22 protein-coding genes, 1 tRNA gene and 4 pseudogenes are annotated in these 25,878 nt (G+C 58.4%); 6 read left to right on the top strand and 21 right to left on the bottom strand.

Annotated features, from left to right (window positions below; translation table 11 throughout):
• Nucleotides 1-3: 3 nt before the first annotated feature.
• From JFV26_RS25280 to JFV26_RS25270, 3 genes are all read right to left on the bottom strand, one after another.
• On the bottom strand, nucleotides 4-1,194 hold the full coding sequence (locus tag JFV26_RS25280; RefSeq protein ID WP_201196223.1) for a hypothetical protein: 1,191 nt from the start codon (nucleotides 1,192-1,194) through the stop codon (nucleotides 4-6).
• Nucleotides 1,195-1,945: 751 nt separating this feature from the next.
• Nucleotides 1,946-2,035, bottom strand: a tRNA-Ser gene (locus tag JFV26_RS25275).
• A 93-nt stretch (nucleotides 2,036-2,128) separates the two neighbouring features.
• On the bottom strand, nucleotides 2,129-2,278 hold the full coding sequence (locus JFV26_RS25270) for a hypothetical protein (protein ID WP_201196222.1): 150 nt from the start codon (nucleotides 2,276-2,278) through the stop codon (nucleotides 2,129-2,131).
• 65 nt (nucleotides 2,279-2,343) lie between these two features.
• Between JFV26_RS25270 and JFV26_RS25265 the strand changes: the two genes are divergently transcribed.
• The 3 genes from JFV26_RS25265 (at nucleotide 2,344) to JFV26_RS25255 (ending at nucleotide 5,089) form a co-directional block, all read left to right on the top strand.
• Nucleotides 2,344-3,033: a crotonase/enoyl-CoA hydratase family protein gene (locus tag JFV26_RS25265; protein ID WP_201196221.1), complete on the top strand. Its 690-nt coding sequence runs from the start codon at nucleotides 2,344-2,346 to the stop codon at nucleotides 3,031-3,033.
• Nucleotides 3,034-3,247: 214 nt separating this feature from the next.
• Nucleotides 3,248-3,970, top strand: coding sequence for a 1-acylglycerol-3-phosphate O-acyltransferase (locus JFV26_RS25260; RefSeq protein WP_201196220.1), 723 nt, complete (start codon nucleotides 3,248-3,250; stop codon nucleotides 3,968-3,970).
• A gap of 147 nt (nucleotides 3,971-4,117) precedes the next feature.
• A complete protein-coding gene (locus JFV26_RS25255) occupies nucleotides 4,118-5,089 on the top strand; it encodes a magnesium and cobalt transport protein CorA (RefSeq protein ID WP_201196219.1) in 972 nt (323 codons plus the stop codon).
• A gap of 116 nt (nucleotides 5,090-5,205) precedes the next feature.
• On the opposite strand, the gene JFV26_RS25250 is transcribed toward JFV26_RS25255, so the two are convergent.
• The 3 genes and pseudogenes from JFV26_RS25250 to JFV26_RS25240 all read right to left on the bottom strand — a co-directional run bounded on the left by JFV26_RS25250 (nucleotide 5,206) and on the right by JFV26_RS25240 (nucleotide 9,398).
• Nucleotides 5,206-5,928: an amidotransferase gene (locus tag JFV26_RS25250; protein WP_201196216.1), complete on the bottom strand. Its 723-nt coding sequence runs from the start codon at nucleotides 5,926-5,928 to the stop codon at nucleotides 5,206-5,208.
• A 95-nt stretch (nucleotides 5,929-6,023) separates the two neighbouring features.
• Complete coding sequence (locus JFV26_RS25245) at nucleotides 6,024-8,168, bottom strand: 3-hydroxyacyl-CoA dehydrogenase NAD-binding domain-containing protein (protein WP_201196213.1); 2,145 nt, start codon at nucleotides 8,166-8,168, stop codon at nucleotides 6,024-6,026.
• Nucleotides 8,169-8,193: 25 nt separating this feature from the next.
• Nucleotides 8,194-9,398 (bottom strand): annotated as a pseudogene (locus JFV26_RS25240) (acetyl-CoA C-acetyltransferase).
• A 698-nt stretch (nucleotides 9,399-10,096) separates the two neighbouring features.
• Between JFV26_RS25240 and JFV26_RS25235 the strand changes: the two are divergent.
• On the top strand, nucleotides 10,097-10,903 hold the full coding sequence (locus JFV26_RS25235) for a c-type cytochrome (RefSeq protein WP_201196211.1): 807 nt from the start codon (nucleotides 10,097-10,099) through the stop codon (nucleotides 10,901-10,903).
• 126 nt (nucleotides 10,904-11,029) lie between these two features.
• On the opposite strand, the gene JFV26_RS25230 is transcribed toward JFV26_RS25235, so the two are convergent.
• From JFV26_RS25230 to JFV26_RS25185, 10 genes and pseudogenes are all read right to left on the bottom strand, one after another.
• On the bottom strand, nucleotides 11,030-11,845 hold the full coding sequence (locus JFV26_RS25230; RefSeq protein WP_201196209.1) for a transglutaminase family protein: 816 nt from the start codon (nucleotides 11,843-11,845) through the stop codon (nucleotides 11,030-11,032).
• A pseudogene (locus JFV26_RS25225) lies at nucleotides 11,842-12,791 on the bottom strand (alpha-E domain-containing protein). Before JFV26_RS25225 ends, JFV26_RS25230 begins: the two are co-directional and overlap by 4 nt.
• Before the next feature lie 12 nt (nucleotides 12,792-12,803).
• A complete protein-coding gene (locus JFV26_RS25220) occupies nucleotides 12,804-14,213 on the bottom strand; it encodes a circularly permuted type 2 ATP-grasp protein (RefSeq protein WP_201196208.1) in 1,410 nt (469 codons plus the stop codon).
• A gap of 485 nt (nucleotides 14,214-14,698) precedes the next feature.
• The gene (locus tag JFV26_RS25215) at nucleotides 14,699-15,040 is read right to left on the bottom strand and encodes a ribonuclease E inhibitor RraB (RefSeq protein ID WP_007902188.1); all 342 of its coding nucleotides are present in this window, start codon (nucleotides 15,038-15,040) and stop codon (nucleotides 14,699-14,701) included.
• Nucleotides 15,041-15,253: 213 nt separating this feature from the next.
• Complete coding sequence (locus tag JFV26_RS25210; protein ID WP_201196206.1) at nucleotides 15,254-15,487, bottom strand: hypothetical protein; 234 nt, start codon at nucleotides 15,485-15,487, stop codon at nucleotides 15,254-15,256.
• A 199-nt stretch (nucleotides 15,488-15,686) separates the two neighbouring features.
• Nucleotides 15,687-16,562, bottom strand: a complete 876-nt coding sequence (gene speE / locus JFV26_RS25205) for a polyamine aminopropyltransferase (protein ID WP_201196204.1) — start codon at nucleotides 16,560-16,562, stop codon at nucleotides 15,687-15,689.
• 273 nt (nucleotides 16,563-16,835) lie between these two features.
• Nucleotides 16,836-17,027, bottom strand: a complete 192-nt coding sequence (locus JFV26_RS25200) for a PLDc N-terminal domain-containing protein (protein ID WP_201196203.1) — start codon at nucleotides 17,025-17,027, stop codon at nucleotides 16,836-16,838.
• Nucleotides 17,028-17,098: 71 nt separating this feature from the next.
• A complete protein-coding gene (locus tag JFV26_RS25195) occupies nucleotides 17,099-17,629 on the bottom strand; it encodes a hypothetical protein (RefSeq protein ID WP_201196202.1) in 531 nt (176 codons plus the stop codon).
• A gap of 151 nt (nucleotides 17,630-17,780) precedes the next feature.
• The gene (locus JFV26_RS25190) at nucleotides 17,781-18,299 is read right to left on the bottom strand and encodes an ankyrin repeat domain-containing protein (protein WP_201196201.1); all 519 of its coding nucleotides are present in this window, start codon (nucleotides 18,297-18,299) and stop codon (nucleotides 17,781-17,783) included.
• 96 nt (nucleotides 18,300-18,395) lie between these two features.
• Nucleotides 18,396-20,222, bottom strand: a complete 1,827-nt coding sequence (locus JFV26_RS25185) for a long-chain-acyl-CoA synthetase (RefSeq protein WP_201196200.1) — start codon at nucleotides 20,220-20,222, stop codon at nucleotides 18,396-18,398.
• 343 nt (nucleotides 20,223-20,565) lie between these two features.
• Between JFV26_RS25185 and JFV26_RS25180 the strand changes: the two genes are divergently transcribed.
• The gene (locus JFV26_RS25180; protein ID WP_201196199.1) at nucleotides 20,566-20,844 is read left to right on the top strand and encodes a DUF3509 domain-containing protein; all 279 of its coding nucleotides are present in this window, start codon (nucleotides 20,566-20,568) and stop codon (nucleotides 20,842-20,844) included.
• A 215-nt stretch (nucleotides 20,845-21,059) separates the two neighbouring features.
• Here JFV26_RS25180 and mtnC read toward each other — a convergent pair whose 3' ends face one another.
• The 5 genes and pseudogenes from mtnC to aroC all read right to left on the bottom strand — a co-directional run bounded on the left by mtnC (nucleotide 21,060) and on the right by aroC (nucleotide 25,278).
• Nucleotides 21,060-21,743, bottom strand: a complete 684-nt coding sequence (gene mtnC, locus JFV26_RS25175; RefSeq protein WP_201196198.1) for an acireductone synthase — start codon at nucleotides 21,741-21,743, stop codon at nucleotides 21,060-21,062.
• 4 nt (nucleotides 21,744-21,747) lie between these two features.
• Nucleotides 21,748-22,293 carry a 1,2-dihydroxy-3-keto-5-methylthiopentene dioxygenase gene (locus JFV26_RS25170; RefSeq protein ID WP_201196196.1) on the bottom strand — a complete coding sequence of 182 codons (546 nt, stop codon included), beginning with the start codon at nucleotides 22,291-22,293 and terminating at the stop codon, nucleotides 21,748-21,750.
• Between the two features lie 92 nt (nucleotides 22,294-22,385).
• Nucleotides 22,386-23,011: pseudogene (locus JFV26_RS25165) on the bottom strand (methylthioribulose 1-phosphate dehydratase).
• Nucleotides 23,008-24,152 (bottom strand): annotated as a pseudogene (locus tag JFV26_RS25160) (MFS transporter). Before JFV26_RS25160 ends, JFV26_RS25165 begins: the two co-directional pseudogenes overlap by 4 nt.
• A gap of 34 nt (nucleotides 24,153-24,186) precedes the next feature.
• On the bottom strand, nucleotides 24,187-25,278 hold the full coding sequence (gene aroC, locus JFV26_RS25155; RefSeq protein WP_201196194.1) for a chorismate synthase: 1,092 nt from the start codon (nucleotides 25,276-25,278) through the stop codon (nucleotides 24,187-24,189).
• Nucleotides 25,279-25,362: 84 nt separating this feature from the next.
• Between aroC and JFV26_RS25150 the strand changes: the two genes are divergently transcribed.
• The coding region (locus tag JFV26_RS25150) for an alpha/beta hydrolase (RefSeq protein WP_201196192.1) at nucleotides 25,363-25,878 on the top strand (516 nt) is incomplete at its 3' end.

The following is a 25,878-nucleotide window of genomic DNA, read 5'->3' as shown; positions in this document are numbered from 1 at the left end:
GATTCATGACAGTTGCAGCGAGCTCTTCTGATCTTCGAACTCGTTGGCTTTTCCCAAAGCGTCGATCACAAAGCAGCGAAAATCAGATTCATGTTGTTGCTGAACCAAATCCAGGAAGACCTCATCCGGATGATGGCGCTCACCGTACTCTGATTCATAAAATGTCTTATAAATAGCGTAACTTTGCTCAGGCGTAATGAGCTCAAAGCCCAGTATCAGATCTTTAAGATCGTTACCCTTTCTGGCGATGGGCAGCAGGTTCTGCATTTGTTCCAGCCAAGCCGTAACTACGGGGTGGCTCTCATTGGTTTCCGGTACATAATAAATAGGCAACTTGCACGTATTCAGCATAAAGGAAACTCCACCACTTGAGGCGTCAGTGATGAGTTTGTCACATTGCTGATAGAAATCCTGACTGCTTCCTTTCGTCGTATCTATTTTGATCCATGGATACTGAGAAAGCTGTTCGCACACTTCGCTGACATACGGACGTGTAAAGTCAGTCATATAAGGGCGCAAGATAAATTGCGCATGGGGGATCTGGGACTTGATGCTGTTAATCACTACGCCCATATTTTCATACAGGGAAGCGCCGCTCGGGCATATACCGACCTGGGTTGGTAGAAGGCCCACGACACATTTCTCGGGTACCCGCTGGATGTCAGGGGCAGCCTTGAAAGGCTCGGGGATCTTGACCGGCAGTACCGAGATGATATTGGTTTTGCGAAATTCCGAACGCAATGTTTTCGTTGCATTGCCCACGCGCCCCGCGTGCCTGTCAGGTCGGTAAAGTTGCAGACCCATTTTGATCAGGTCAGAAAGCGATCGGGATGACGAAACAATCGCATCCCAATAACTCAGCAACTCAGAAAAATAATATTGATCCTTGACCGGCATACCGACACTGCCATGGGCAATGAAAATAGCGAAGTTTGAATCATCCAGAATTCGCGCGACCCAGCCATCATTTGAAATAACGACGTGGGACTTTATCGTCTCGATAAAATCCAGCCCGACTTCTTCAACAGGATGATTCAGAAGCTGTTCCGCTTCGACTCTGCTGATACCCACATTCGTAGTTTGAAGAATCACACAGTCGTAATGACTACGAAGAGCATTCAGCGCTGGCCGCAAGTATTCAAGATAGGTTTTTCCGCCTTGCTTGACATTACTGATCAAATAAATTTTATTCATTGTAAAGCGTGCACCTTCAAAGCTATCCCAGGCAAGCCAGGTTCAGGCCAAGTAAACGCACAGAAAAAAGAGAAACAGTTGATCAAGCCCAAGTGCATCTCCCTTTAGCACGTGTACATCCTTGTTGTGAGGCAAAATCGGAACAGTTGCAAAATCAATAACAGGCCCTGGGCACTGCTTGGAAAAAGCGCGCCAATATAGCATGCGCTGGCAAATTGACACCTTGGCGGGTGGTAAATATTTCCACCCGCTACGGACCCAGAGATACCGTCTCCAGGGCTGCCAGGTCATTTCCCGCAAGCACGCAGGCGACCTCACGGGTTTGGCGATTTTCTCCTCTAGAGGGCGGCTCGTTTTCATGAGTCGCCGCGCAAAAACCGGGTACATGGCCGGGTTCTTGTTACTCGTCACCCAGGAGGACACCCAAGCTATCAACTATCCGAGACCTCTCCTGTCTCAAACACCGCCAACAACAGGGTCTCCGTCAGAATAAACGCACCTTTCTCTGAAGCGGCTCGTACTTTCGTCCCGCCGGCATTCTGCTTCCGCGTCGGTTGGGCCAAAAGGCAGCCGTACCCAGACATTGAAGTACCCCCGGAGGATAAGAATTTGCCGCGAGAACATGGCTACATACAGACGGCAAATACATCCCCCAGTCCGACGCTGGTCCCATATCGCCCTTTTTCAGACGCCAAAAACCACAAACCCCCGACTTTCTCTAGGAAAATCAGGGGTTTGTATTTGCATAATGTGGCGGTGAAGGAGAGATTCGAACTCTCGATACAATTTCTTGTATACACACTTTCCAGGCGTGCTCCTTAAGCCACTCGGACACTTCACCGTATCTCTTCAAACAAGTTCTGTCTGTCGAGGCGCGCTAATGTAGTCGAAAGCTTTTCCGATGGCAAATATTTTTTTCAGAATTTTCATGCGCTTAGCGATTTAGTCGTTCCGGCGAGTTCCGGGCCATGGCAAACCCGCCAATCTCCGGCGTCGCGCCCTCTTCCATATAGAGGGGAATGCACGGCCAGCGCGGCCGGCTACGCTTGCCGGGCGGGGAAAGGGTGACTGGCGGGTCAGTCACGGCGCTTTACCTGGCCTGCGGCGGTGGGTAACGTCTGCCTCAACTTTCATACAAGGAATAGCGTCATGAGTGAGTTGATTTCCTACCACCTCGAAGACGGTATCGCGACCCTGACGTTGAGCAATGGCAAGGTCAACGCCATTTCCCCGGACGTGATTGCGGCGTTTAATGCTGCGCTGGATCAGGCGGTGACTGATCGTGCAGTGGTGATCATTACCGGTACGCCCGGGATCCTGTCGGGCGGTTATGACTTGAAGGTGATGACGGCCGGGCCTAAAGAAGCCGTGGCGCTGGTGACGGCCGGTTCGACACTGGCCCGCCGTCTGTTGTCGCACCCGTTTCCGGTGATCGTGGCGTGCCCCGGGCATGCGGTGGCCAAGGGCGCGTTTCTGCTGTTGTCGGCGGATTACCGCATTGGTGTCGACGGGCCGTTCAGCATTGGCCTGAATGAAGTGCAGATCGGCATGACCATGCACCACGCCGGGATCGAGTTGGCCCGTGATCGCCTGAGCAACGCGGCACTGCATCGTTCGGTGATCAATGGCGAGATGTTCAATCCGCAGAGCGCAATTGCCGCCGGTTTCCTCGATGTGGTGGTCTCGGCCGAGGAGTTGCAAGGCGCAGCACTGGCCGCGGCGCGTCAGTTGAAGAAGATCAACATGACCGCACACAAGAACACCAAGCTGAAAGTGCGCAAAGCGCTGCTGGAGACGCTGGACAACGCGATCATCCAGGATCAGGAACATTTGGGCTAAGCTCCAGCCCGCTACAACGAAAAGCCCGACCCTCTTGTCGGGCTTTTTCGTACGTGCCTTGTTGAATAGCGTGCAACCGCTCTAGGCCGTGTCTGACACTCAAGTCTGAAACATGCGCTTAAACATCGCCTATCTCCTACCTCTATAGCGGCAATTGCCGAAAACAGTGCACATCCGTACACTGCGCCACCTTTTGTCCCGGTGGGGCCTGTAAATGCTGTTTGTGTTTCGTATGTTATTGATGAGCCTGCACTTTATTCTGGCCGGTATGGCAGGAGTGATTCTCGGCCTGTGCCGGCCGTTCAACCCGGACAACAGCCGTTTATGTGCGCGCCTGTATGCGTGGCCGGCGATGTGCATTTTGCGCCTGCGGGTCAAGACCGATGTCGGGCGGTTGATGGACAAACCCGAGAGCTGCGTGATCATCGCCAATCACCAGTCCAACTACGATCTGTTTGTGTTCGGCAACGTCGTACCCCGCCGCACCGTGTGCATCGGCAAGAAGAGCCTGAAGTGGGTGCCGCTGTTCGGCCAGTTGTTCTGGCTGGCGGGCAATGTGTTGATTGACCGCGGCAATGCGCACAAGGCGCGTCAGTCAATGCTGACCACCACCCATACCTTGCAGCATGAAGACACCTCGATCTGGGTGTTCCCGGAAGGTACGCGCAACCTCGGCGAAGACTTGCTGCCGTTCAAGAAAGGTGCGTTCCAGATGGCGATTGCCGCCGGGGTGCCGATCGTACCGGTGTGTGTCAGCAGTTACGTTAAACACATGCGATTGAACCGCTGGCGCAGTGGGAAAATTCTGATCCGTTCGCTGCCGGCGATTCCGACGGCCGGGTTGAGCATGGACGACATGCCCCTGCTGATCGCCCAATGCCGAGAGCAGATGCGCGAATGCATTGCCTCGATGGATCGGCAACTGCAAGCCGCCTGAAAAGAAACCCGCCCTGAGCGGGTTTTCTTTTACCAGCGTACTTTTACCGGCGAACTCTAAAGATTTCACTGACTCTCAAGCAGCAGACAAGGCTAAGCTGAAACCTGCCTGCCACTGCCATCTGCTAATAAGAAGTGAACCACCATCATGGGTCGAGTTGTTGCTGCTGCGGTTTACAGCGCCGGTAAAAAAATCACCAATATCACCCTCGACGAAGGGGCCGCCTGGGCCGCCAAGACCGGCCACTTTGTCTGGATCGGCCTCGAAGAGCCCAACGCCCAGGAACTGAGCAATCTGCAACGCCAGTTCAACCTGCACGAACTGGCCATCGAAGATGCCCTGGAAAAACACAGCCGCCCGAAGCTGGAAACCTTCGGCGACGCGCTGTTTATCGTCACGTACTCGCCGATCCGCCATGAAGGCAAACTGGAGTTCATCGAGACTCATATCTTTGCCGGCAAGGGTTACATCATCACCGCCCGCAACGGTCACTCGGCGTCCTACGCCCATGTCCGACAACGCTGTGAGGCGCGTCCGATTTTGTTGGAGCACGGGGAAGATTTCGTACTCTACGCCATCCTCGATTTTGTCATCGAAAACTACCAGCCGGTGGGCGAAGCGATTCACGCCGAGATCGATGAACTGGAGCGCAACGTGCTGTGCAGCGCGCTGAATGAGCGTGACATCCAGAAACTCCACAGCCTGCGTCGCGACGTGCTGCGCTTGCGCCGGTATGCGGCGCCGATGGTGGAAATCGGTGAGGAGCTGCAGAAGCTGAGTTTCCCGTTCATCGACAAGAACATGCGGCCGTACTTCCGTGATGTGCAGATCCATGTGACGCGGCAGATGGAAGACCTGACGACCCTGGCGGATATCGCCAGCCAGACCATCGAGGTCGGGGTGTTGCTGGAGGCTTCACGCCAGAGCGTGGTGCAGCGCAAGTTTGCAGCGTGGGCGGCGATCCTGGCGTTCCCGACGGCGGTGGCCGGGATTTACGGGATGAACTTCCAGAACATGCCGGAGTTGAGTTGGCACTACGGGTATTTCGCGGTGTTGGGGTTCATTGCCGTGGGGTGTGTGAGTTTGTGGGCGAGTTTCAAGAAGTCCGGGTGGTTGTAGCCACTACCGAGTTGTCTGTGAAATTCGCGAGCAAGCCCGTTCCCACATTCGATCGCATTTCTTCTGAAGAAACTCGGTCAACCGTGGGAGCGGGCTTGCTCGCGAAGCTTTTAGCTTCAAACAGTTTCTGGCTTATGCGCCACAAACCGCATCATCCACTCCGCCACCGTAGCGCCATGATGCGCATGTTCAAGGCTTGCCACACCTTTGGAATAAACCTGCTCACCCAGATGCTGCTGACGAATCTCCAGCAACGCCCGTGAGTAGTCGTGAATGAATTCCGGATGCCCCTGGAAGCACAGCACCTGATCGTTGATGTGATACGCGGCAAACGGGCAGAAATCGCTCGAGGCAATCACCGTGGCGTTTTGCGGCAGCACCGTGACTTGATCCTGGTGACTGATCAGCAACGTCAGCTCTTCCATCACCGGGCTCATCCACGGCGCTTTCGCGGCGAGTTTGTAGTTGTGGGTGCCAACACCCCAACCCTGGGTCGCCCGCTCGCTCTTGCCGCCGAGCAACAGCGCCAGCAGTTGATGGCCGAAGCACACGCCCAGTAACTTGTCGCCGCGCTCATAGCGAGTCAGCAAGTAAGTCTTGAGGGTTTCAATCCACGGGTCGGTGCCGAAGGAGTCAGCCTTGCTGCCGGTGACCAGGTAAGCGTCGAAGGTCAGCTCATCGCTGGGGTAGTTGCCCTGCATCACGTTGTAGACGGTGAACTCGGCAGCGATGGGTTGCTGCGAAAACAGACGCTGGAACATCTGCCCGTAACCCTGATATTGATCGACCAGTTCTGGACGCAGGATGTCGGTTTCCAGAATGCAGATGCGTAACGACATAAAAAATACCTGACACGTGATGGGAATAATGCACACCCCAGAGCCTGCCTTGAAACACGGTGACAAGGCAAGCCCCGGAATGCGTCAGCGGTCCCTTAGAACGCCTCCCCTTTGGCCGCTTTGTCCAGCAGCAGCGCCGGTGGAGCGAAGCGCTCGCCATACTGTTCGGCCAAATACTGGGCGCGGGCAACAAAGTCTTTCACGCCATATTGGTTGATGAATTGCAACGCGCCGCCGGTCCAGGCTGCAAAGCCGATACCGAAGGTCGAGCCGACGTTGGCGTCCGCCGTCGAGGTCAGGACGCCCTCTTCCACGCAGCGCACGGTTTCGATGGCTTGCACGAACAGCAGGCGATCACGCACGTCCTTCGGCGAAATCTGCCCGTCAGCCCTCTCGAAACGGCTTTTCAGCTCCGGCCACAGCTGTTTCTGGCCACCGGCCGGGTAATCGTAGAAACCGCCTCCAGCGGCCTTGCCCGGACGCTTGTATTCGTTGAGCAGCAAGTCAATCACGACGAACGCCGGGTGCTTGATCAGCGGTTTCCCTTCTGCTTGCAGGTCTTTGACCGTCTGCTGACGGATATGGCTCATGAGGCTGAGTGAAACTTCGTCGGAGATCGCCAGAGGCCCGATCGGCATCCCGGCCTTGCGCGCTTCGGTCTCGATCATCGGCGCGCTCACGCCTTCGCCGAGCATGGCGATGCCTTCATTGGTGAAGGTGCCGAACACTCGCGAGGTGAAGAAGCCGCGACTGTCGTTGACCACAATCGGGGTTTTCTTGATTTGCAGGACGAAATCGAAACCGCGCGCCAGGGTTTCGTCGCTGGTGTTCACGCCTTTGATGATTTCCACCAAGGGCATTTTCTCCACAGGGCTGAAGAAATGCAGACCGATGAACTTCCTCTGGTCCGGCACGGCAGTGGCCAGGCCGCTGATCGGCAGGGTCGAAGTGTTGGAGGCGATTACCGCGTCCGGGCCAACGACTTTTTGTGCTGCTGAAGAGACCTTGGCCTTCAGTTCGCGGTCTTCGAACACGGCCTCGATGATCAGGTCGCAACCGGCCAGATCGGCATCGCTTTGCGTGGTGTGAATCCGCGCCAGTACGGCGTCCCGCTGCTCAGCGCTCAACTGGCCACGGGAAACTTTCTTGTCCAGCAGCGCCGCCGAGTGCGCCTTGCCCTTCTCTGCTGCCGCAAGGTTGACGTCCTTTAGCACCACGTCGATACCGGCCGAGGCGCTGACAAAGGCAATTCCTGCCCCCATCATCCCCGCGCCGAGGACACCCACGCGATGAGTCACGCAAGGCGCAAAACCCTGCGGCCGCGAGCCGCCAGCATTGATTTCATTAAGCTGAAACCAGAACGTACCGATCAGGTTCTTCGACACCTGGCCGGTGGCCAACTCCGTGAAGTAACGGGTTTCAATAAGGTGCGCCGTGTCGAAATCCACCTGGGCCCCCTCCACCGCCGCGCAAAGGATTTTCTCTGGCGCAGGCATCGTGCCCTGGGTTTTAGTGCGCAGGATCGACGGCGCGATGGCCAGCATCTGCGCGACTTTCGGGTTCGACGGCGTGCCACCGGGGATCTGATAACCCTTCACATCCCAACGCTGCACAACGCTCGGGTTGGCCAGAATCCACGCCCGCGCCTTGGCCAGCAGTTCATCGCGATCCGCCGCCAGCTCATCGATCAAACCCGCCTGCAACGCTTGTTGTGGCCGGACCTTCTTGCCTTCGAGCAAGTATGGCAAGGCTTTTTCCAGGCCCAGCATCCGCACCATGCGCACCACCCCGCCACCGCCCGGCAACAAACCGAGGGTCACTTCCGGCAGGCCGAGTTGCACCGACGGGTTGTCCAGCGCCACGCGGTGATGGCACGCCAGACAGATTTCCCAACCGCCGCCCAGCGCTGCGCCGTTGATCGCGGCGACCACCGGTTTGCCGAGGGTTTCCAGGGTTCGCAGTTGCCCTTTGAGGGTGAGCACCATGTCGTAGAAGGCTTTGGCTTCGGGCTTGCCGACCTTGATCAATTCATTGAGGTCGCCGCCCGCAAAGAACGTCTTCTTGGCCGAGGTGATGATGACGCCAGCGATGCTGTCCTTTTCCGCGACCAGTTGAGCGACGCGGGCGGCCATGGCTTCGCGGTACACCGCGTTCATGGTGTTGGCGCTCTGGCCCGGCAGGTCGATGGTCAGGACGACGATCTGGTCCTGATTTTTTTCGTAACGAATGGCTTCGGTCATGGCACTTTTCCCTTGAAATCTGGGCTCAGAGGCGTTCGATGATGGTGGCAATGCCCATGCCGCCGCCGACACACAGCGTCGCGAGGCCATAGCGCAGGCGCCGGGTTTCCAGTTCATCGAGCAAGGTGCCGAGGATCGCGCACCCGGTGGCACCCAACGGGTGCCCCATGGCGATCGAGCCGCCGTTGACGTTGACCTTGTCCGGGTCGATGGCCATGTCCTTGATGAATTTCAGCACCACCGACGCGAAGGCTTCGTTGACCTCGAACAAATCGATGTCCTCGACCCGCAACCCGGCCTTGGCCAAAGCTTTGCGAGTGGCCGGCGCCGGGCCGGTGAGCATGATGGTCGGGTCGGTACTGGTAACCGCGGTGGCGACGATCCGCGCCCGTGGCTGCAGGCCCAATGCCCGCCCCTTGGCTTCGGAGCCGATCAGCATCAGCGCCGCGCCGTCGACGATCCCGGAGCTGTTGCCCGGTGTGTGAACGTGGTTGATTCGCTCCACGTAGCTGTAGACCCGTAGCGCAGTGGCGTCGAAACCCATTTGCCCGATCATCTCGAAGCTCGGTTTGAGCTTGCCTAAACCTTCCATTGTCGATTCGGCGCGGATGAACTCATCGTGATCAAGCAAGATGATGCCGTTCTGGTCCTGCACCGGCACCAGCGACTTGTTGAACGAACCGTCCGCCCGGCCCGCGCGGCTTTTTGCTGGGAATACAGCGCGTAGGCATCGACGTCCTGACGGCTGAAGCCTTCAATCGTGGCGATCAGGTCGGCGCCCACGCCTTGAGGTGTGAAGTGGCTGTGCAGGTTGGTTTCCGGGTCCAGCGCCCAGGCGCCGCCGTCGCTGCCCATCGGTACCCGTGACATCGACTCGACACCGCCGACCACCACCAGGTCTTCGAAGCCGGAACGGACTTTCATCGCGCCAAGGTTCACCGCCTCCAATCCCGAAGCGCAGAAGCGGTTGATTTGCACACCGGCCACGCTGACGTCCCAATCGGCAACCTGGGTCGCCGTTTTGGCGATGTCGGAACCTTGATCGCCGATGGGCGTGACACAACCGAGCACCACGTCATCGACCTGGCTGGTGTCGAGCGAGGTGCGTTGCTGCAACGCTGTCAGCAACCCGGCCACCAGGTTCACCGGTTTGACGCTGTGCAACGCGCCATCGGCCTTGCCTTTGCCACGGGGCGTGCGTAACGCATCGAAAATCAAAGCTTGGGTCATGACGTCCTCGAACCTGATGGTGTGAGTAACATCAAAAGATCGCAGCCTTCGGCAGCTCCTACAGGGGATTGCGGCATTTTTGTAGGAGCTGCCGAAGGCTGCGATCTCTTGATCTTGAATGAACTATCACCTTAAGCCGAGCAGCCATGGATTCAATGACCGCAGTGCTCACGGACGTTGACGGTCACGCTCAGACGGACGGTAGTCAGCTATCGGATTAACCGATTCAGGTGACGAAGCTGTCTAGCAAACGGGCGCCCAAGAAGCTGGCAATAAGCCTCATGCCTTTTTAAGCGTTTTTTACGCTTACACCATACGAAATGGATCTAAACCAAGCGTGACGCGGGCTCTAAGGTGAAGATGTACGAAGTTGTCGTCGGGTTTTGCCGAGGCGCTCGTTCAACAGGAAGTGCATCGCTTTGCCGTCATGGAGATATGCAGGCAGGCATCAGGAAATAACAAAAAAGGCGGTCAGCCATGTTTAAACATTCGAAAGTACGTCAAGCCGGACTCATCCTATTCGCCACTACGCTGTTGTTGATTTTGCCGAACCTGACCAAGGTGATCGGCTGATCGGTTGGTAAAAAAACGGCGCCAAGGTTTGCTATCGCCTCATTAAAAATGTGACTGGCTCGCTACCCGGCCAGCGTGGGTGTGCCAACCTTTATGGCACTTTCCACGACAGGGATGGCGATCACTTGAAAGCACTTGTTTTGTTCGGGGCCTTGCTGTTCGGCACACCCCTCTACGCCGCACAGCTGAACCTTGAGCTGGGCGCGAGCAGTCGCATCTGGCAGACCGAGGAATTGCTCAAGCATCCTCAGGTTCAGACCATCACCATCAGCAATGACGTCTCCTATAAACGGGACATGAGCTATCGCGCGGTGCCGTTGGCAGCGTTGTTGACGGGCATCAAGCCTGACGACCATCTGCAAGCGGTGGCGCTGGACGGTTTTGCGGCCGAACTGTCGGCGGCGCCGTTGCTCAACAAGGAAGGGGCGCAGGCCTGGCTGGCGATTGAAGACCCGGCCAAGCCGTGGCCGCCGCTGTCCGAGGGCAAGCACAGTGCCGGACCGTTTTATCTGGTGTGGACTCATCCGCAGGCGGGCAACATCAGCCCCGAGCAATGGCCGTTCGAAGTCGCCAGCATCAAGCGCATGGCGCCGGTGGCCGAGCGCTTCCCTGCCCTGCTGCCGGATCCGGCGTTGACAGCGAACGATCCGGTGAACCAGGGGTTTGCGTTGTTTCAGAAGAATTGCCTGGCCTGCCATCGGCTCAATGGCGCGGGGGATGCGCAGTTCGGGCCGGACCTGAATATCCCGTACAACCCGACCGAGTACTTCGGCGCGGACTTCCTCAAGCGCTACATTCGTGACCCGCAGAGTTTGCGTCAGTGGCCGCAGGCGAAGATGCCGGCGTTTTCAGAGCAGGTATTGCCGGCGGGGGATCTGGATTTGCTGGTGGGGTATTTGAGGCATATGGCGGGGCGTAAGGTTAAGCCCTGACAGCATCCCTTGTAGGAGCAAAGCTTGCTCGCGATGGCGGTGGGTCAGTCACAGGAGTATTGACAGACAAACCGCCATCGCGAGCAAGCTTTGCTCCTACAGGGTTGAGTTGTTCCTTCCTGAAAACTACTGCTGTTGGACTGAGATGATCGGAGCCAGCGCAGGGGTCGGCGAGACAAACACCTTGGCATGCATCTGCTCACAACCACCGCCGCGGCGCATCCCACGCACCGGGCAGGCGTCCAGGTAATCCAGGCCCACCGCCAGTTTCAAATGGCGCTCCGGCCGGGCCAGTTGATTGGTCACGTCAAAGCTATACCAGGCGTCATCAAGCCAGGCTTCAGCCCAGGCGTGACTGGCCAGGTGCTCACTGTCCTCGCTGTACAAATACCCCGACACATAACGCGCCGCAATGCCCAGGCTGCGAGCACAGGCGAGAAACGCATGGGTATGGTCCTGGCAGACACCGGAACGCCCGGCGAAGGCCTGAGCGGCGCTGGTGTCGACTTCGGTGGAACCCGGCGTGTAGGTCATGTGCTGGTTCAGGCCATGCATCAAGTCGATCAGCGCCGTGCGATCCCGGCGCTTTTTGCATTCCTTTTCAGCAAACGCACGCAGGGCCTGGTCGGCTTCGGTCAGCCGGGTGAAACGCAGGAACGGCAGCGCCGACTGGCTCTCATGCTCGGCTTCACGCAGTTCGTCGATATCGACCTGGCCACGGGCACCGATGATGATCGCTTCGTGGGGCTCGTCCATGGTCAGCACATGCAGGATGTTGCCAAACGGATCGAGTTGCGCGCGCACCGGGCGCGGCAGGTCGAGCTGCCAACTGAGCACGTGCTGGCGCTCGCTGTCGTGGGGTGTCAGTCGCAGGTACTGGATGCTCGCCCGCACCTGATCTTCGTAGTGATAGGTGGTCTCATGGCTAATGGAAAGTCTCATGCAGCCTCCAGGTAAGAACTGTGAATGGCGTTGCCCAACTGGCGCACCAGCGGGATGAACTCGGTCAGCCAGGCATGCAGGCCTTCGTCGAGAATTTCGGTGATGCCGGTGTAGCGCAGGCGCGCGTCCATTTCCGCCGCCAGGCGTTGCGCAGGACGGCCGTTGGCCCCCGGCAACTGGGCGAGGATCTGGTCGATTTCTTCGGTGCAGGCGCGCAAGGAACGTGGAACGTCGGCGCGCAGCAGCAGCAATTCAGCGACATGCCGGGCGCCGGGTGCATCGCGGTAAATCTCGGTGTAAGCCTCGAACGACGACAACGCTCGCAGCAACGCACTCCATTGGTAATACGCGTGAGCCGTGCCATCGCTGACCGCTTCAGCCTGATCACCGGCCATTTCGTAACGGGCGTCGAGCAGGCGCAACGTGTTGTCGGCCCTTTCGATAAACGTGCCCAGACGAATGAAGCGAAACGCATCGTTACGCATGATCGTGCCGTAGGACGCGCCCCGGAACAGATGGGAACGTTCCTTGATCCACTCGCAGAAACGGCTCATGCCGTAGCGACTCAAGCCCTGCTCGGCGATCCCGCGAATTTCCAACCAGGTAGCGTTGATGTTTTCCCACATGTCGGCGGTAATTCGCCCACGCACCGCATGAGCACTGGCCCGCGCCGAACCAAGGCAGCTGTAGATGCTCGCCGGGTTGGCCGCGTCCAGGGCGAAAAATGCAGCAGGCGTTCGGCATGCAGCTCGCCGTGGCGCTCCAGGTAATCGTCCAGGGTGCCGGTAATCAGCAGCGGCATGGCGAGTTCATGCAGACCATCACCACGGCCGTCCTGCGGCATCAGCGACAGCGAATAACTGATATCGAGCATCCGTGCGAGGTTTTCCGCCCGCTCCAGGTAACGCGACATCCAATACAAATCCGAGGCAGTTCTACTTAACATGGCAGGCTTCCTTCAATCCTCGACCACCCAGGTGTCCTTGGTTCCGCCACCCTGGGAGGAATTCACCACCAGAGAGCCTTCACGCAGGGCAACACGGGTCAAACCGCCGGGCACAACCCGGGTTTCGCGGCCAGACAATACAAACGGACGCAGGTCGATGTGGCGTGGAGCAATGCCGTTTTCGACAAAGGTCGGACAGGTCGACAGCGACAACGTCGGCTGAGCGATATACGCGTGGGGCTTGGCTTTGATCCGCTCGCGGAACGATTCGATTTCCGCCGCCGTCGCCGCCGGCCCTACCAGCATTCCGTAACCGCCGGAGCCCTGGGTTTCCTTGACCACCAGATCTGGAAGATTGGCCAGTACATGGGAAAGTTCTGAAGGGTTGCGACACTGGAACGTCGGAACGTTCTTCAGGATCGGCTCTTCATCCAGGTAGAAACGGATCATCTCCGTGACAAATGGATACACCGACTTGTCATCCGCCACCCCGGTGCCGATGGCATTCGCCAGCACCACGTTGCCGGAGCGATAGGACGACAGCAGCCCTGGTACGCCAAGCATCGAGTCCGGGTTGAACGCCAGCGGATCGAGGAACGCATCGTCGAGGCGCCGGTAGATCACGTCGACGGCTTTCGGCCCGTCAGTGGTGCGCATGAAGACTTTGTCGTCGCGCACGAACAGGTCCGCGCCTTCCACCAGTTCAACGCCCATTTCCCGAGCGAGAAACGCATGCTCGAAAAACGCGCTGTTGAACCGACCCGGCGTCAGCACCACCACGCTCGGGTTATCGATCGGGCTGGAGCTTTTCAGCGTGTCGAGCAACAGGTTCGGATAGTGGTCGATGGGGGCAATGCGTTGCGCCGCGAACAACTCGGGGAACAGTCGCATCATCATCTTGCGGTCTTCGAGCATGTAGCTCACGCCGCTCGGCGTACGAAGGTTGTCTTCGAGCACGTAGTACGTGCCGTCGCCATCGCGCACCAGATCAACGCCGGAGATGTGGGAATAGATATCCCGGTGCAGATCCAGCCCTTGCATCGCCAGCTGGTATTGCTCGTTGGCCAGCACCTGCTCGGCCGGAATGATGCCGGCCTTGATGATGCGCTGCTCGTGATAGAGGTCGGCGAGGAACATGTTCAACGCCTTGACCCGCTGGATGCAGCCACGTTCGACGATCCGCCATTCACTGGCGGGGATACTGCGGGGAATGGTGTCGAAGGGAATCAGGCGCTCTGTCCCCTGCTCATCACCGTAGAGCGTGAAAGTAATCCCGGCACGATGAAACAACAGATCGGCCTCGCGTCGCCGTTGTGCCAAAAGCTCGTCAGGCGTTTCGGCCAGCCAACGGGCAAACTCCCGGTAATGCGGGCGGACCAGGCCGCCGGCATCGTACATCTCATCAAAATAGGTGCGGATCATGCCGTACTCCTTGTCACCCGGACATCTAGGCTTCGCAAGGCCCGTGCCATCGGCATAAACGCTTTGATATCAATCAGTTGGATAATCGCCCCAATCCCGCCGCACCAATCCTGTGCGGCAAACGCCCCAACCTGATCGCCCCCGCTTCATTGCGAAGCAATGTTGTCGCCTATCAACAGCATAGTCAGAGTTGATTTCACTGCTCGGGCGTCGATGCGGATAATCGGCGTATTCGTTGAAAAACCTCTCGAACTTCCCTTTAGCCGCCTGTTCAGGCGGCTTTTTTTGTCTGCCAGAAATGTCGTGAAATAAAGCAACGTCAAAAGATCGCAGCCTTCGGCAGCTCCTACATCGGATTGTATTCCCCCTGTAGGAGCTGCCGAAGGCTGCGATCTTTTGATCTTGTTTTTGATGTTCAAAACCCACAAACGAAAACGGCCAACCCAAAGGTCAGCCGTTGCTGTGTGTTGTCGCTGTTCATAGTGTTATGCGAGTAGCCCTCGTACCTCCTGTTTGACGCCCCATCCTTCGATGATCCCGCCCAAAGGCTCGACCACCGCCTCGAAGTCCTGCTCAAAGTCGCCAATGCCGTCGTAGGTGGCGTACATCACTTTGCTCAGTTCCAGATGCCACGCGCCGTCGTCGCGCACGCTGATCTGGGCATTCAATGATTCACCACAGAAATGACCTGCCGCCCTGCGCGCCCGCTCCTCGTCCGGGAAAATGGCGTAGAACTCGATGGGATGGAATCGTGAAAAGTCGAAACCACCTTCTTTCATGCGGCGCAGCACGCTGCTGCTGATGTCTTCTTGATAGGCTGTGCTCATGAAACGTCCTCCTGAACTGATGGATAGACTTTCCGTACTCCCGGCGCCCGCAACCGAATGATGAAGGCGATACGACAAGCAAGTTGCCGCTGGGATACAAGCATGTAGCTGACAAGACCAGACCTTAGCGATCCATTCGCTGATCTCGCTTGCAGAGTAGCCCCAAGTCAGAGCCGCTGCCAAGGTCTGGTTGTGAATGTGACAGGAGAGGGATCAAACGGGAGTAATGCCGAGGATTTGAATGCTGTTCTGATACTTGAGCTCTTTGACGCTCGCATCAGCGGTACGCCCCTCCAGATCATTCAGATCCAGTTCGGCAGCGACAGGCAGGAGCCGGGCCTTGATAAGTCTGGCGGCGTGCTCGTTATCCGGGCACTCGTCGCACTCAAAGACCTCATCGACAGTTACACCGTGATCATCCACGAAAGTGATTTTCCACTTTTGCATCAGTGCCTCCTCGATCAAACCCGCAAATGGGCTTACATCTATCTGGACGTTTGCACTGACTGATCGTTCAAACGGATTACACAGCTTAGGCCGACGCAACCCCCTGTGAGCTGCCGCAGGCTGCGATCTTTTGATCTTGAACATCCAGATCAAAAGATCGCAGCCTGCGGCAGCTCCTACAGGGTATGTGTACGACGCTTTAGTCGTTGCTTGGCTTATTGATCGCTTGCAGCACGTATTGCGGCATGGCGAACGCGCCGATGTGGATTTCCGGATTGTAGTAGCGGGTGATGATGCCGCTGCCGGCGAAGCGCTGTTGCAGGATTTCGCGGGACAACTTGCGATAGGCGGTATTGGTCGCGCCCCAGGCAAAAGTCATCGCGCCGCCGATGTAGGTCGGGATGGCCGCTTGGTAGAAGTGCCAGTCCGGGAACAGGCTGCGCAGGCGCCCGGCGGTGGTCTGTACTTCGCCGAGTTGCATGAACGGCGTGCCATTCTGGGTAACCAGGATGCCGCCGTCGTTCAGGCAACGGTGGCAGGCCTGGTAGAAGTTTTCCGAGAACAGCACTTCGCCCGGACCGATCGGGTCGGTGGAGTCGGAAATGATCACGTCGAACTTTTCAGTGGTGGTGGCGACGAAACGCATGCCGTCGTCGATGACCAGGTTCAGGCGTGGATCGTCGTACGCACCTTTGGAGTGGTTCGGCAGGAACTCTTTGCACATGTCGACCACGGTGCCGTCGATCTCGACCATGGTGATGTGCTCGACGCTGCGGTGTTTGGACACTTCACGCAGCATGCCGCCATCGCCACCGCCGATGATCAACACGCGCTTGGCACTGCCATGGGCGAGGATCGGCACGTGGGTGAGCATTTCGTGATAGATGAATTCGTCGGCTTCGGTGGTCTGGATCACACCGTCCAGCGCCATCACCCGGCCCATGCGCGGGTTTTCGAAGATCACCAGGTGCTGGTGTTCGGTGCGCACTTCGTGCAGCAGTTTTTCCATGCGAAAACGCTGGCCGTAGCCTTCGTAGAGGGTTTCCAGGTATTCGCTGGTTTTGGTGGTGGTCATGGGAAGTGCTCCGATGAATGCGGTGGCAACGGACGGTTACCCGCCCATGATGGCCAATCGAAAGGCTCGATTGCCCGGGAAAGGCGCGCATTCTACGTTGCGGAACATGACAGGTCGAACGTCACTTGATGACTTGCCGCAATCCCATGTGGGAGCGGGCTTGCTCGCGAAGGCGGAGTGTCAGTCAACATTGATGTTGGATGATAAGCCGCTTTCGCGAGCAAGCCCGCTCCCACAGGTTCGGTGTTCCTACAGGTAAATAGGATTCACCTGTCAGATCCGTACGTTGCCCCGTGGCCCGGCGATGGCCCAGATGATCAGGCCCAGCACCGGCAGCAGCAGGATCAGCAGCACCCAGATGATTTTCATCCCTGTTTCGGCGCCACTTTTCAGCACGTTGATGATCGCCCAGATGTCCAGGGCGAAAATAATCAGAGCTACCAAACTATTAAACGTGGAACCCATGGTGTCGCTCCCAAGATAGTGGCATGCAGACTTAGGATAGCCGGCCCTTGCGAGGGTTCCGTTTTATTGCATCAAACGTGGATCGCCACTTTCAGGGCTTCCAGGGAGGGCGTGGCGGTAATTCCAACCTGGGCGCACAGGTCGAGTACGCGCGGTACGTCGTTGCCGTAGACCAGTACCACTTGCAGTTCATCGTCGAGCAATTGGCTGAAGTTCAACAACGTGTAGCCGCCGTTTTCCTTGTTCATGCTGCTCATCTGCACCTGAATGCGGTTGAGCGCAGTCAGGGCTTCGGTCTTGGCCAGTTGCTTGGGCTTGATGTTGAAGTCAACGCCGGGGCCGAACGAGGCGACGATCTGGGCGAACAGGTCCATGTAGGTGTCGGCCTGGAACAGCACGGTTTCCGGCAGGCTGCCGACCACTACCCACTCGCCCAGCGGCATCGGGAAGGTGTCGTCGAAGTTGATGTCCGGATTGGCTGTCAGAAAAGCCTCAGGATCGGCGTACGCCTGGGCCGCTTCGTCAGCGATCTTCAGGATTTCGTCATCGCCCATGCACCCGGAGCTGATTTTGCTGATGAGTTCGACGAGTGCGGTTTTCATGGGGTAAATCCTGTAGCGAGAGAAATTTTAGGGCGCAAAGGATAGCGCAGGTTAAAGCTAAAAACGAAAAGATCGCAGCCTTTGGCAGCTCCTACAGGGTGTATGCCATCCCAATGCAGGAGCTGCCGAAGGCTGCGATCTTTCATGTCATTCAGCCGAGCAATTTCTCAAGCTGCGCCAGGGTATCCGCCGCGCCCATGGTCTTGGCCGCATCCAGCGCAGACACGCCGTTGGCGTCCCTGGCTTTCGGGTCCGCGCCTTTGCTGATCAGGTAGTCGACGATTTCAACGCGGTTGAACATCGCCGCCATCATCAGCGCCGTGCGGCCGTCGAACGACGAACCTTCCACTTGCGCCCCGCCTTCGACCAACGCCGTGACCACTGCCAGGTCGCCCTTGAAGGCGGCGCCGGCAATCGGGCTCTGGCCGTTGTCGTTGCGAATTTCCGGGTCGGCCTTGTGTTCCAGCAGCACTTTCACCGTTTCCACGTGACCGTGGTAAGCGGCGAGCATCAGCAAGGTGTCACCCTTGTGGTTACGCAGGTTCGGCGGCAGGCCTTTGGTCAGCAGCGCCGCCATCATGGCCGCATCGCCCTCGCGCGCTTTGTTGAACACCTGTTCGGCAAATTCAGCAGCTTCTTCGGGTGTCATCTGGCGGCTTTGGTCAGACATTGGGGACTCCATCATCGGTTAATCGCAAAGCCGACAGTTTCCCGAGCGCTCCCGCGCCTGTCACTCCTTTTTTCTCATGAACGGCCATAGCCAGATTCAATAGCGGTACTTGCCCGCGTGAATATCCGCCAGCACCCGCTCGGTGACTTGCACGTACGTCTGGGTGCCCGGCAGCCAGGCGTAGATCGGGTCATCGCCGGTTTTGCCGGGGTCGAAGGCTTCGTCCTTGAGTCGGGTCTTCTGGTACTTGAAGGTCCCGGTGGTCTCCATCTTCACCTTCACCCGCAGGAACAAGGGCACCGCATACGCGGGCATCTGCTGACGCGCGAAGGCCAGCAACTCGGCGAAGTCCAGGGTAGCCAGGGACTCGGCCGGGGTAATTGCCGCCATCCCGGCCCGGCCGTTGGTGTTGCGGACTTCCACGCCATAGGCCACCGCCTCGGCGATGTTCGGGTGTTGCAGCAGCATGTTCTCCACTTCCGTGGTCGAGACGTTCTCGCCCTTCCAGCGGTAGGTGTCACCCAAACGATCGACAAACTGGGCGTGACCGAAACCGATGTTGCGCAGCAGGTCACCGGTATTGAAGTAGCGATCGCCCTTTTCGAACACGTCGTGCAGCACCACCTTCGCGGTTTTCTGCGGATCGGTGTAACCATCCAGTGGCGCCTTGTCGTCGATTTTCGCCAGCAACAAGCCCTGCCCGCCCTTGGCAACTTTGCTCATCAAACCCTTGGCATTGCGAATCGGCGCGCCGCTGTCGTGGTCATACGCCACCAGCTCCCAGGACATCAGGGAAAAACCGATGGTGTTGTCGAAGTTGAGGATGTTGGTGAAGCCGATGTTGCCGTCACTGGCGGCGTACAGCTCGCAGATATGCTGCACCGCGAATCGCGTCTTGAACTCGCGCCATGCGCCGGGACGCAGGCCGTTGCCGATCATCTTGGTCACGCCGTGCTGGCTGTCGTCGGCGCACTGCGGTTGATCCACCAGGTAGCGGCACAACTCGCCAACGTAACCGAGGGTGGTCGCCCGGTACTTACGCACATCGCCCCAGAACTGGCTGGCGCTGAACTTGCGGCGGATGGCGAACCCCGAGGCGCCGCTGATGGCCGAGCCCCAGCACACGCAAAGCCCGGTGGCGTGGTAAAGCGGCAAGGTGCAATACACGACGTCTTCGGGGCGCATGTTCAGGGCGATCAGCCCAAAACTGGCGGAACTGCGCATCCAGCGACCATGTTTGAAGACTCCCGCCTTGGGCAGCCCGGTGGTGCCAGAGGTGTAGATATAGAAGCAGGCATCGTCGAAAAACACCTGCTGGCTGCTGGCAGGGTTACCGTCCGGGGCGTCGACGCTGGCCGTCATCAGATTGATGAAGCCATCGGGCGAAATGCCCGGTTGGCAGCAGGTATCGCGGTCGGCCACAAACCAGCTGCGTGTTTGCGCGATGGAAACCCGCTCGCGAACCGCTGAAAACGCCGGCACCAGTTCCTCGCCGACAATAATCGCCACCGGTGTCACCAGGTTCAGGCTATGGACCAGGGTATCGCGGGTTTGCGAGGTGTTGAGCAACGCGCTGATCGCCCCGGCCTTGGCCACGGCCAGGATCGTGACCAGCAACTCCGGGCGGTTCTCGATAAAGATCGCCACCACATCGCCTTTGCCAATCCCTTGAGCGATCAGGTGATGGGCAATCCGATTGGCCCACTGATTGACCTGCGTATAGGTCAGCGCCACTTCGTCTTGCAGCAACGCGAGGCCGTCGGGATTGCGCAACGTCGCTTGCTCGAAGCTCCAGCCGAGGCCACACGGTTGGGTCGGGTCCTTGACGTTGGCGACCTTCATGCCCTTCACCACGCGGGGAATGGCTTTGGCGATGGTCGGCAATTTGCGGAGCATCATGCCCCAGGTAATCGTGTCGCTCATGGTAGCTCCCGTTCGATCTTCTTATTGTCGGGCGGCGTTGATTGAGCCCGAAAATACGTCAGCGGTTCTGGAGCTGTACACGCGGTTTTTGCAATGTTTTGTATCCGCAGTCGATACCTGCGAAAACACGATCCCTGGCCGTGCCATTCGTTCCATTCAATCCCGTGCGACCACGCAAAATGCAGGATGCACGATAGCCATTCATGCAGATTGCACGAAACCAAAAAACCACGATAATTTTAACTAATTGATTTATAACAATTATTTAAAAAATAGATACTGGCACAATCACTGCAACTACCTCTCCATGCTTACCAATCAAGCGCTAACGGAGCCGATAGACATGAGCCTGATCCAAGAAAAATTTACCTCGCTATTCTCCAACTTCGACGTGACCATCCAGGCACGACCTGACGGCGGCATCCTGCTGACACTGTGCAGCACCGAAGGCAAAGTCTTTAAACGTTCGATTTCTTACCAGCAATTGCATGCTGGCGATCAACTGTCGTGGGTGATCAGCGCCATTCGCCGTGACCTCGCCGAACAGGCCAGCGAACTGCCACAGATCTCCATGCTGCAGAGCCAGCAACGGTTTGCGCTGCCGACCTATCACTCGGCGTAAATAGCGCGCTGTAAACAAACAGGCCGTGAGCGCTTTCGCTTCACGGCCTGAGTTGTTTCTGGAATCGCGTAATGTTCCGGAATCTCGCAATACTCTGGAATCACGCAATCCCTGTAGGAGCGAAGCTTGCTCGCGAAGGCGGGGTGTCAGGCGACATTGATGTTGGCTGATCCGACGCCTTCGCTAGCAAGCTTCGCTCCTACAGGTTTTGTGGGTTACATGAGGGCAGGATCAATCCGCGCAAAGCTGTCGACCGTCACATGCCCCGCCAACTCGCCGCCCTCTCGGGCCAGCCCGCAGGTGGCCATGCCCGCCGAGCGTGCTGCGTCCAGTTCCTCGACGATGTCGGACAGGAACAGAATCTGCGAAGCCTCCAGCCCAATCGCCTGGGTAATACGCTCGTAGGACTGCGCTTCGCGCTTGGGGCCCGAGGTCGTGTCGAAATAGCCACTGAACAACGGCGACAAATCCCCCGCCTCCGAACAACCGAAGATCAGCTTCTGGGCCTGGATCGAGCCTGAGGAATAAACAAACAGTTGATAACTGTCCTGATGCCAGCGCTTGAGCGCTTCAACGGCGTCCGGGTAAACATGGCCCTTCAACTGCCCGGCCTGATAACCCTGCGCCCAGACCATCCCCTGCAGTGCCTTGAGCGGCGTGGCTTTGCGGTCTTCGGCAATCCAGCCCAGCAGGATTTCGATGACGCGTTCAACATCCGCCTCAGGTTCGTTGCTGTCCCGACGCACGGCGTTCAGTTGCTCAGCGACATCCGCCCGGGCGGCGTACTGGCGAACAAAGTCCGGCAGGTGCCTGGCGGCGTAAGGAAACAACACGTCGAATACGAAACTCACCGCGCTGGTGGTGCCTTCGATGTCGGTGAGAATCGCTTTGATCGGCATCGACTCAGTCCTCAAGACGCGGGAAGCGGTTGGCGATGTCTTCGCCGGTGAAATTGGCGACCCAGCCTTCCGGGTTGTTGAACAGGCGGATCGCGACGAAATGCGGATGCTCACCCATGTCGAACCAGTGCGGCGTACCCGCCGGCACCGAGATCAGGTCGTTCTTTTCGCAGAGCACGGCGTAGACGTAATCGTCGATGTGCAAGGTAAACAGCCCACGACCGGCGACGAAAAATCGTACTTCGTCTTCGCCATGGCGGTGTTCATCGAGGAATTTGGCCCGCAGTTCGGCTTTTTGCGGGTGATCGCTGTTCAGGCTGATCACGTCGACGGTGATGTAACCGCGCTCGGTCATCAGCTTGTCGATTTGCGCCTGGTAAGCAGCGATCACTTCTTCCTGGCTGGCACCGGGCTGGATTTTCGCCGTGGCTTGCCAACGGTCGAAACGCACGTCCTGTTCAGCGAGGGTCGAGGCGATGTCTTCGAAGTGGGTCAGGACCTTGTTCGGTATTTCCGGGCTTGAAACGTGATAAACGGACAGGCTGCTCATGGGGCTATTCCTCGGTATCGGCCTCACCGTCCGGTTCTTTCAGACCGGTCGGGCCAGGCGTTTCATCAGGCAATGGGCTACTTCTGGTGAAGTCAGCCTTGGCGGTTCATGACGCTGCGGGTCTTCAACTCGCACTCGAACAAAAATTCAAAAGCCTCGATCTGCCGCAGCGCGTCGCTCATGCGCGCGCCCCAGGTGTAGAGGCCGTGCCCGCGAATCAGGTAGCCGACGCAATCGCGATGGGTGTCCAGCCAAGGCTGCACCTTGGCGGCCAGGCGCGCAATGTCTTGGTCATTGTCGAAAATTGGCACCCGCACCGGGATTCGTGGGTCGACACGCCGCTGAAGGCTTTTTGCAGTTCGTAGTCTTCGAACTCGATGAAATCTTGCGGCGTCAGGCGCGACAGCACCGTGGCGTTCACCGAATGGGTGTGCAACACCGCGCCGATTTCCGGGCGCCAGCTGTAGAGTTGAGTGTGCAGCAGGGTTTCAGCGGACGGCTTCTTGCCTGGCTCCAGGCTGTTGCCGGACAGGTCGGTGGCCAGCACATCATCGAGACCCAACTGGCCTTTGTGCTTGCCGGAGACCGTCAGCAGCGCTTCGGTCGGCGACAGGCGCGTCGAATAATTGCTGCTGGTGGCCGGCGACCAGCCGCGACCATACAGAAAACGCCCGGCGTCGATGATTTCCTGGGCGAGGTGTTCACGGGTAAGGCTCATGGCCGGTCCTCTTGCATACGTGTGGCAATGATAACGGCAGCCGCGAAGGCTGCGAGGCTGGCGATACTAAAGGTCAATGTGGGGCCCAGAGCATTCCAGCTGTAGCCGGAATACAACGCACCGAGTGCGCCGCCGCTGCCGGCCAGTGCGGCGTACAGCGCCTGGCCCTGGCCTTGCTGACGCGCGCCGAAGCTACGTTGCACGAACTGGATGGCAGACGCGTGAAAGCTGCCGAAGGTGGCCGCGTGCAGTACTTGCGCGAACAGCAGCACCCACAGCAACTCGGCAAACGAACCTAGCAGCAACCAACGCAGGGCCGCCAGCAGAAAACTCGCCATCAATACCCGCCGCACCGAGAAGCGCGCGAGGATTTTGCTCATGACCAGGAACATCAAGACTTCGGCAACCACGCCCACCGCCCAGAGCATGCCGATCACCCCCCGGCTGTAACCGAGGCGTTCGAGGTGCAGGGTCAAAAAGGTGTAATACGGGCCATGACTCATCTGCATCAGCGCCACGCAACCGTAAAACGCCAACACCCCGGGCTACGCAATTGCTTGAGGAAGCCCTCGCCCGACGCCCGTTCACTCTGGACCGGTTGCGCATTCGGCACCCACAAGCTGCTGAGGATGATCCCGGCCATGATCAGCACCAGCGCCACCGGATAGACGTCCAGGCTCAGCCATTCAAACACCCGGCCGAGCCCGACCACGGTGATGATGAAACCGATGGAGCCCCACAAGCGGATTTGACTGTAGCGCGACGTCTGGCCCTTCAAGTGCGCCAGGGTAATGACTTCAAACTGCGGCAGCACCGCGTGCCAGAAGAACGCATGCAACGCCATGACCATCGCCAACCAGGCGTAGGTTTTGCTGACGAAGATCAGCGAGAACGACAGTAATGTGCAGACCGCACCGAAGCGCACGATGGCCAGGCGTCGGCCGGTGTAGTCACCGAGCCAACCCCAGATGTTCGGCGCCACGCAGCGCATCAGCATCGGGATCGCCACCAGCTCGCCGATGCGCGCGCTGGAAAAGCCTAGGTGATCGAAGTACAGCGCCAGAAACGGCGCTGTCGATCCGAGCAAGGCGAAATAGAACAGATAGAAACTGGAAAGCCGCCAGTACGGGAGCGCCGCCAACCTCGTCAGAACCCGGCAGTTGTAAGGTCAGCCATTAAAGCTGACCCAACACCGGAGTGCTCACGCGTACGTCGGCGTTCTGCCCACGGTGACGCAGCAGGTGATCCATCAGTACGATGGCCATCATCGCTTCGGCAATCGGCGTGGCACGGATGCCAACGCATGGGTCGTGGCGGCCCTTGGTGATAACGTCCACCGGGTTGCCATGGATGTCGATGGAACGGCCCGGCGTGGTGATGCTCGACGTTGGCTTCAGCGCCAGGTGCGCAACGATTGGCTGACCCGACGAGATCCCGCCAAGAATGCCGCCGGCATTGTTGCTGAGGAAACCTTGCGGGGTCATTTCATCGCGGTGTTCGGTGCCACGCTGGGCGACGCTGGCGAAACCGGCACCGATTTCCACGCCTTTGACCGCGTTGATACTCATCAGCGCGTGGGCCAGTTCGGCGTCGAGGCGATCGAAGATCGGCTCGCCGAGGCCAGGCATCACGCCTTCGGCCACGACAGTGATCTTCGCGCCGACCGAATCCTGGTCGCGGCGCAACTGGTCCATATAGGCTTCCAGCTCCGGGACTTTGTCCGGGTCAGGGCTGAAGAAAGCGTTTTCTTCCACCGACTCCCAGGTCTTGAACGGGATTTCAATCGGCCCGAGCTGGCTCATGTAGCCACGAATGACAATGCCCTGGCTGGCCAGGTACTTCTTCGCAATCGCCCCGGCCGCCACGCGCATGGCGGTTTCCCGCGCCGAACTGCGACCGCCGCCGCGGTAATCGCGTTCGCCGTATTTGTGGTGATAGGTGTAGTCGGCGTGGGCCGGGCGGAACAGATCCTTGATCGCCGAGTAGTCCTTGGACTTCTGGTCGGTGTTGCGGATCAACAGGCCAATGGCGCAACCGGTGGTGCGGCCTTCGAACACGCCGCTGAGGATTTCGACTTCGTCGGCTTCCTGGCGCTGGGTGGTGTGGCGGCTGGTGCCGGGTTTGCGGCGGTCAAGGTCACGCTGCAGATCCTCCTGGGAAATCTCCAGACCCGGCGGGCAGCCGTCGACAATGGCGACCAACGCCGGACCATGGCTTTCGCCAGCGGTGGTGACAGTGAACAGCTTGCCGTAGGTATTGCCGGACATGCGGGACGCTCCGTGAAATCGAACCTGAATACGTAATGCGCGCCAGTATACGCAGGCTACCCAAGTAGTTCATCCTCGAACCTTATGGGTGCCTGCGAGTCCAACCGGCATCTTGTTCATGATGGCGTGATGATGCTGCGAGTTCTAGCCTTGAGCCTTACCCTGTTTACCGGCTTTGCCCAGGCCACTGTCCTGCAACGCCCAATCACTTTGAATACCGGTACCGGGGAGCTTTTCGGCTCGCTGTTGCTGCCAAAATCCGACACGCCGGTACCGGTTGTCCTGATCATTTCCGGTTCCGGCCCGACGGATCGTGACGGAAATAACCCCGACGGCGGGCGCAACGACAGCCTCAAGCGGCTGGCCTGGGTGCTGGCCAAACACAACATCGCCAGCGTGCGCTACGACAAGCGCGGCGTGGCGGCGAGCCTGGCCGCGACGCCGGACGAGCGCAATTTGTCGGTGGAAGCCTATGTGGCCGACGCCGAAGCCTGGAGCCAGAAGCTCAAGACCGACCCACGCTTTGGCCAGTTGATTTTGCTCGGCCACAGCGAAGGTGCGTTGATTGCCACGCTGGCGGCGCCGAGTGCTGATGCGGCG

The organism is Pseudomonas sp. TH31 (assembly GCF_016650815.1).
GTDB lineage: Bacteria > Pseudomonadota > Gammaproteobacteria > Pseudomonadales > Pseudomonadaceae > Aquipseudomonas.
Note: the sequence above shows the minus strand (reverse complement) of the source record. Positions and strands in the feature narration are given on the sequence as shown.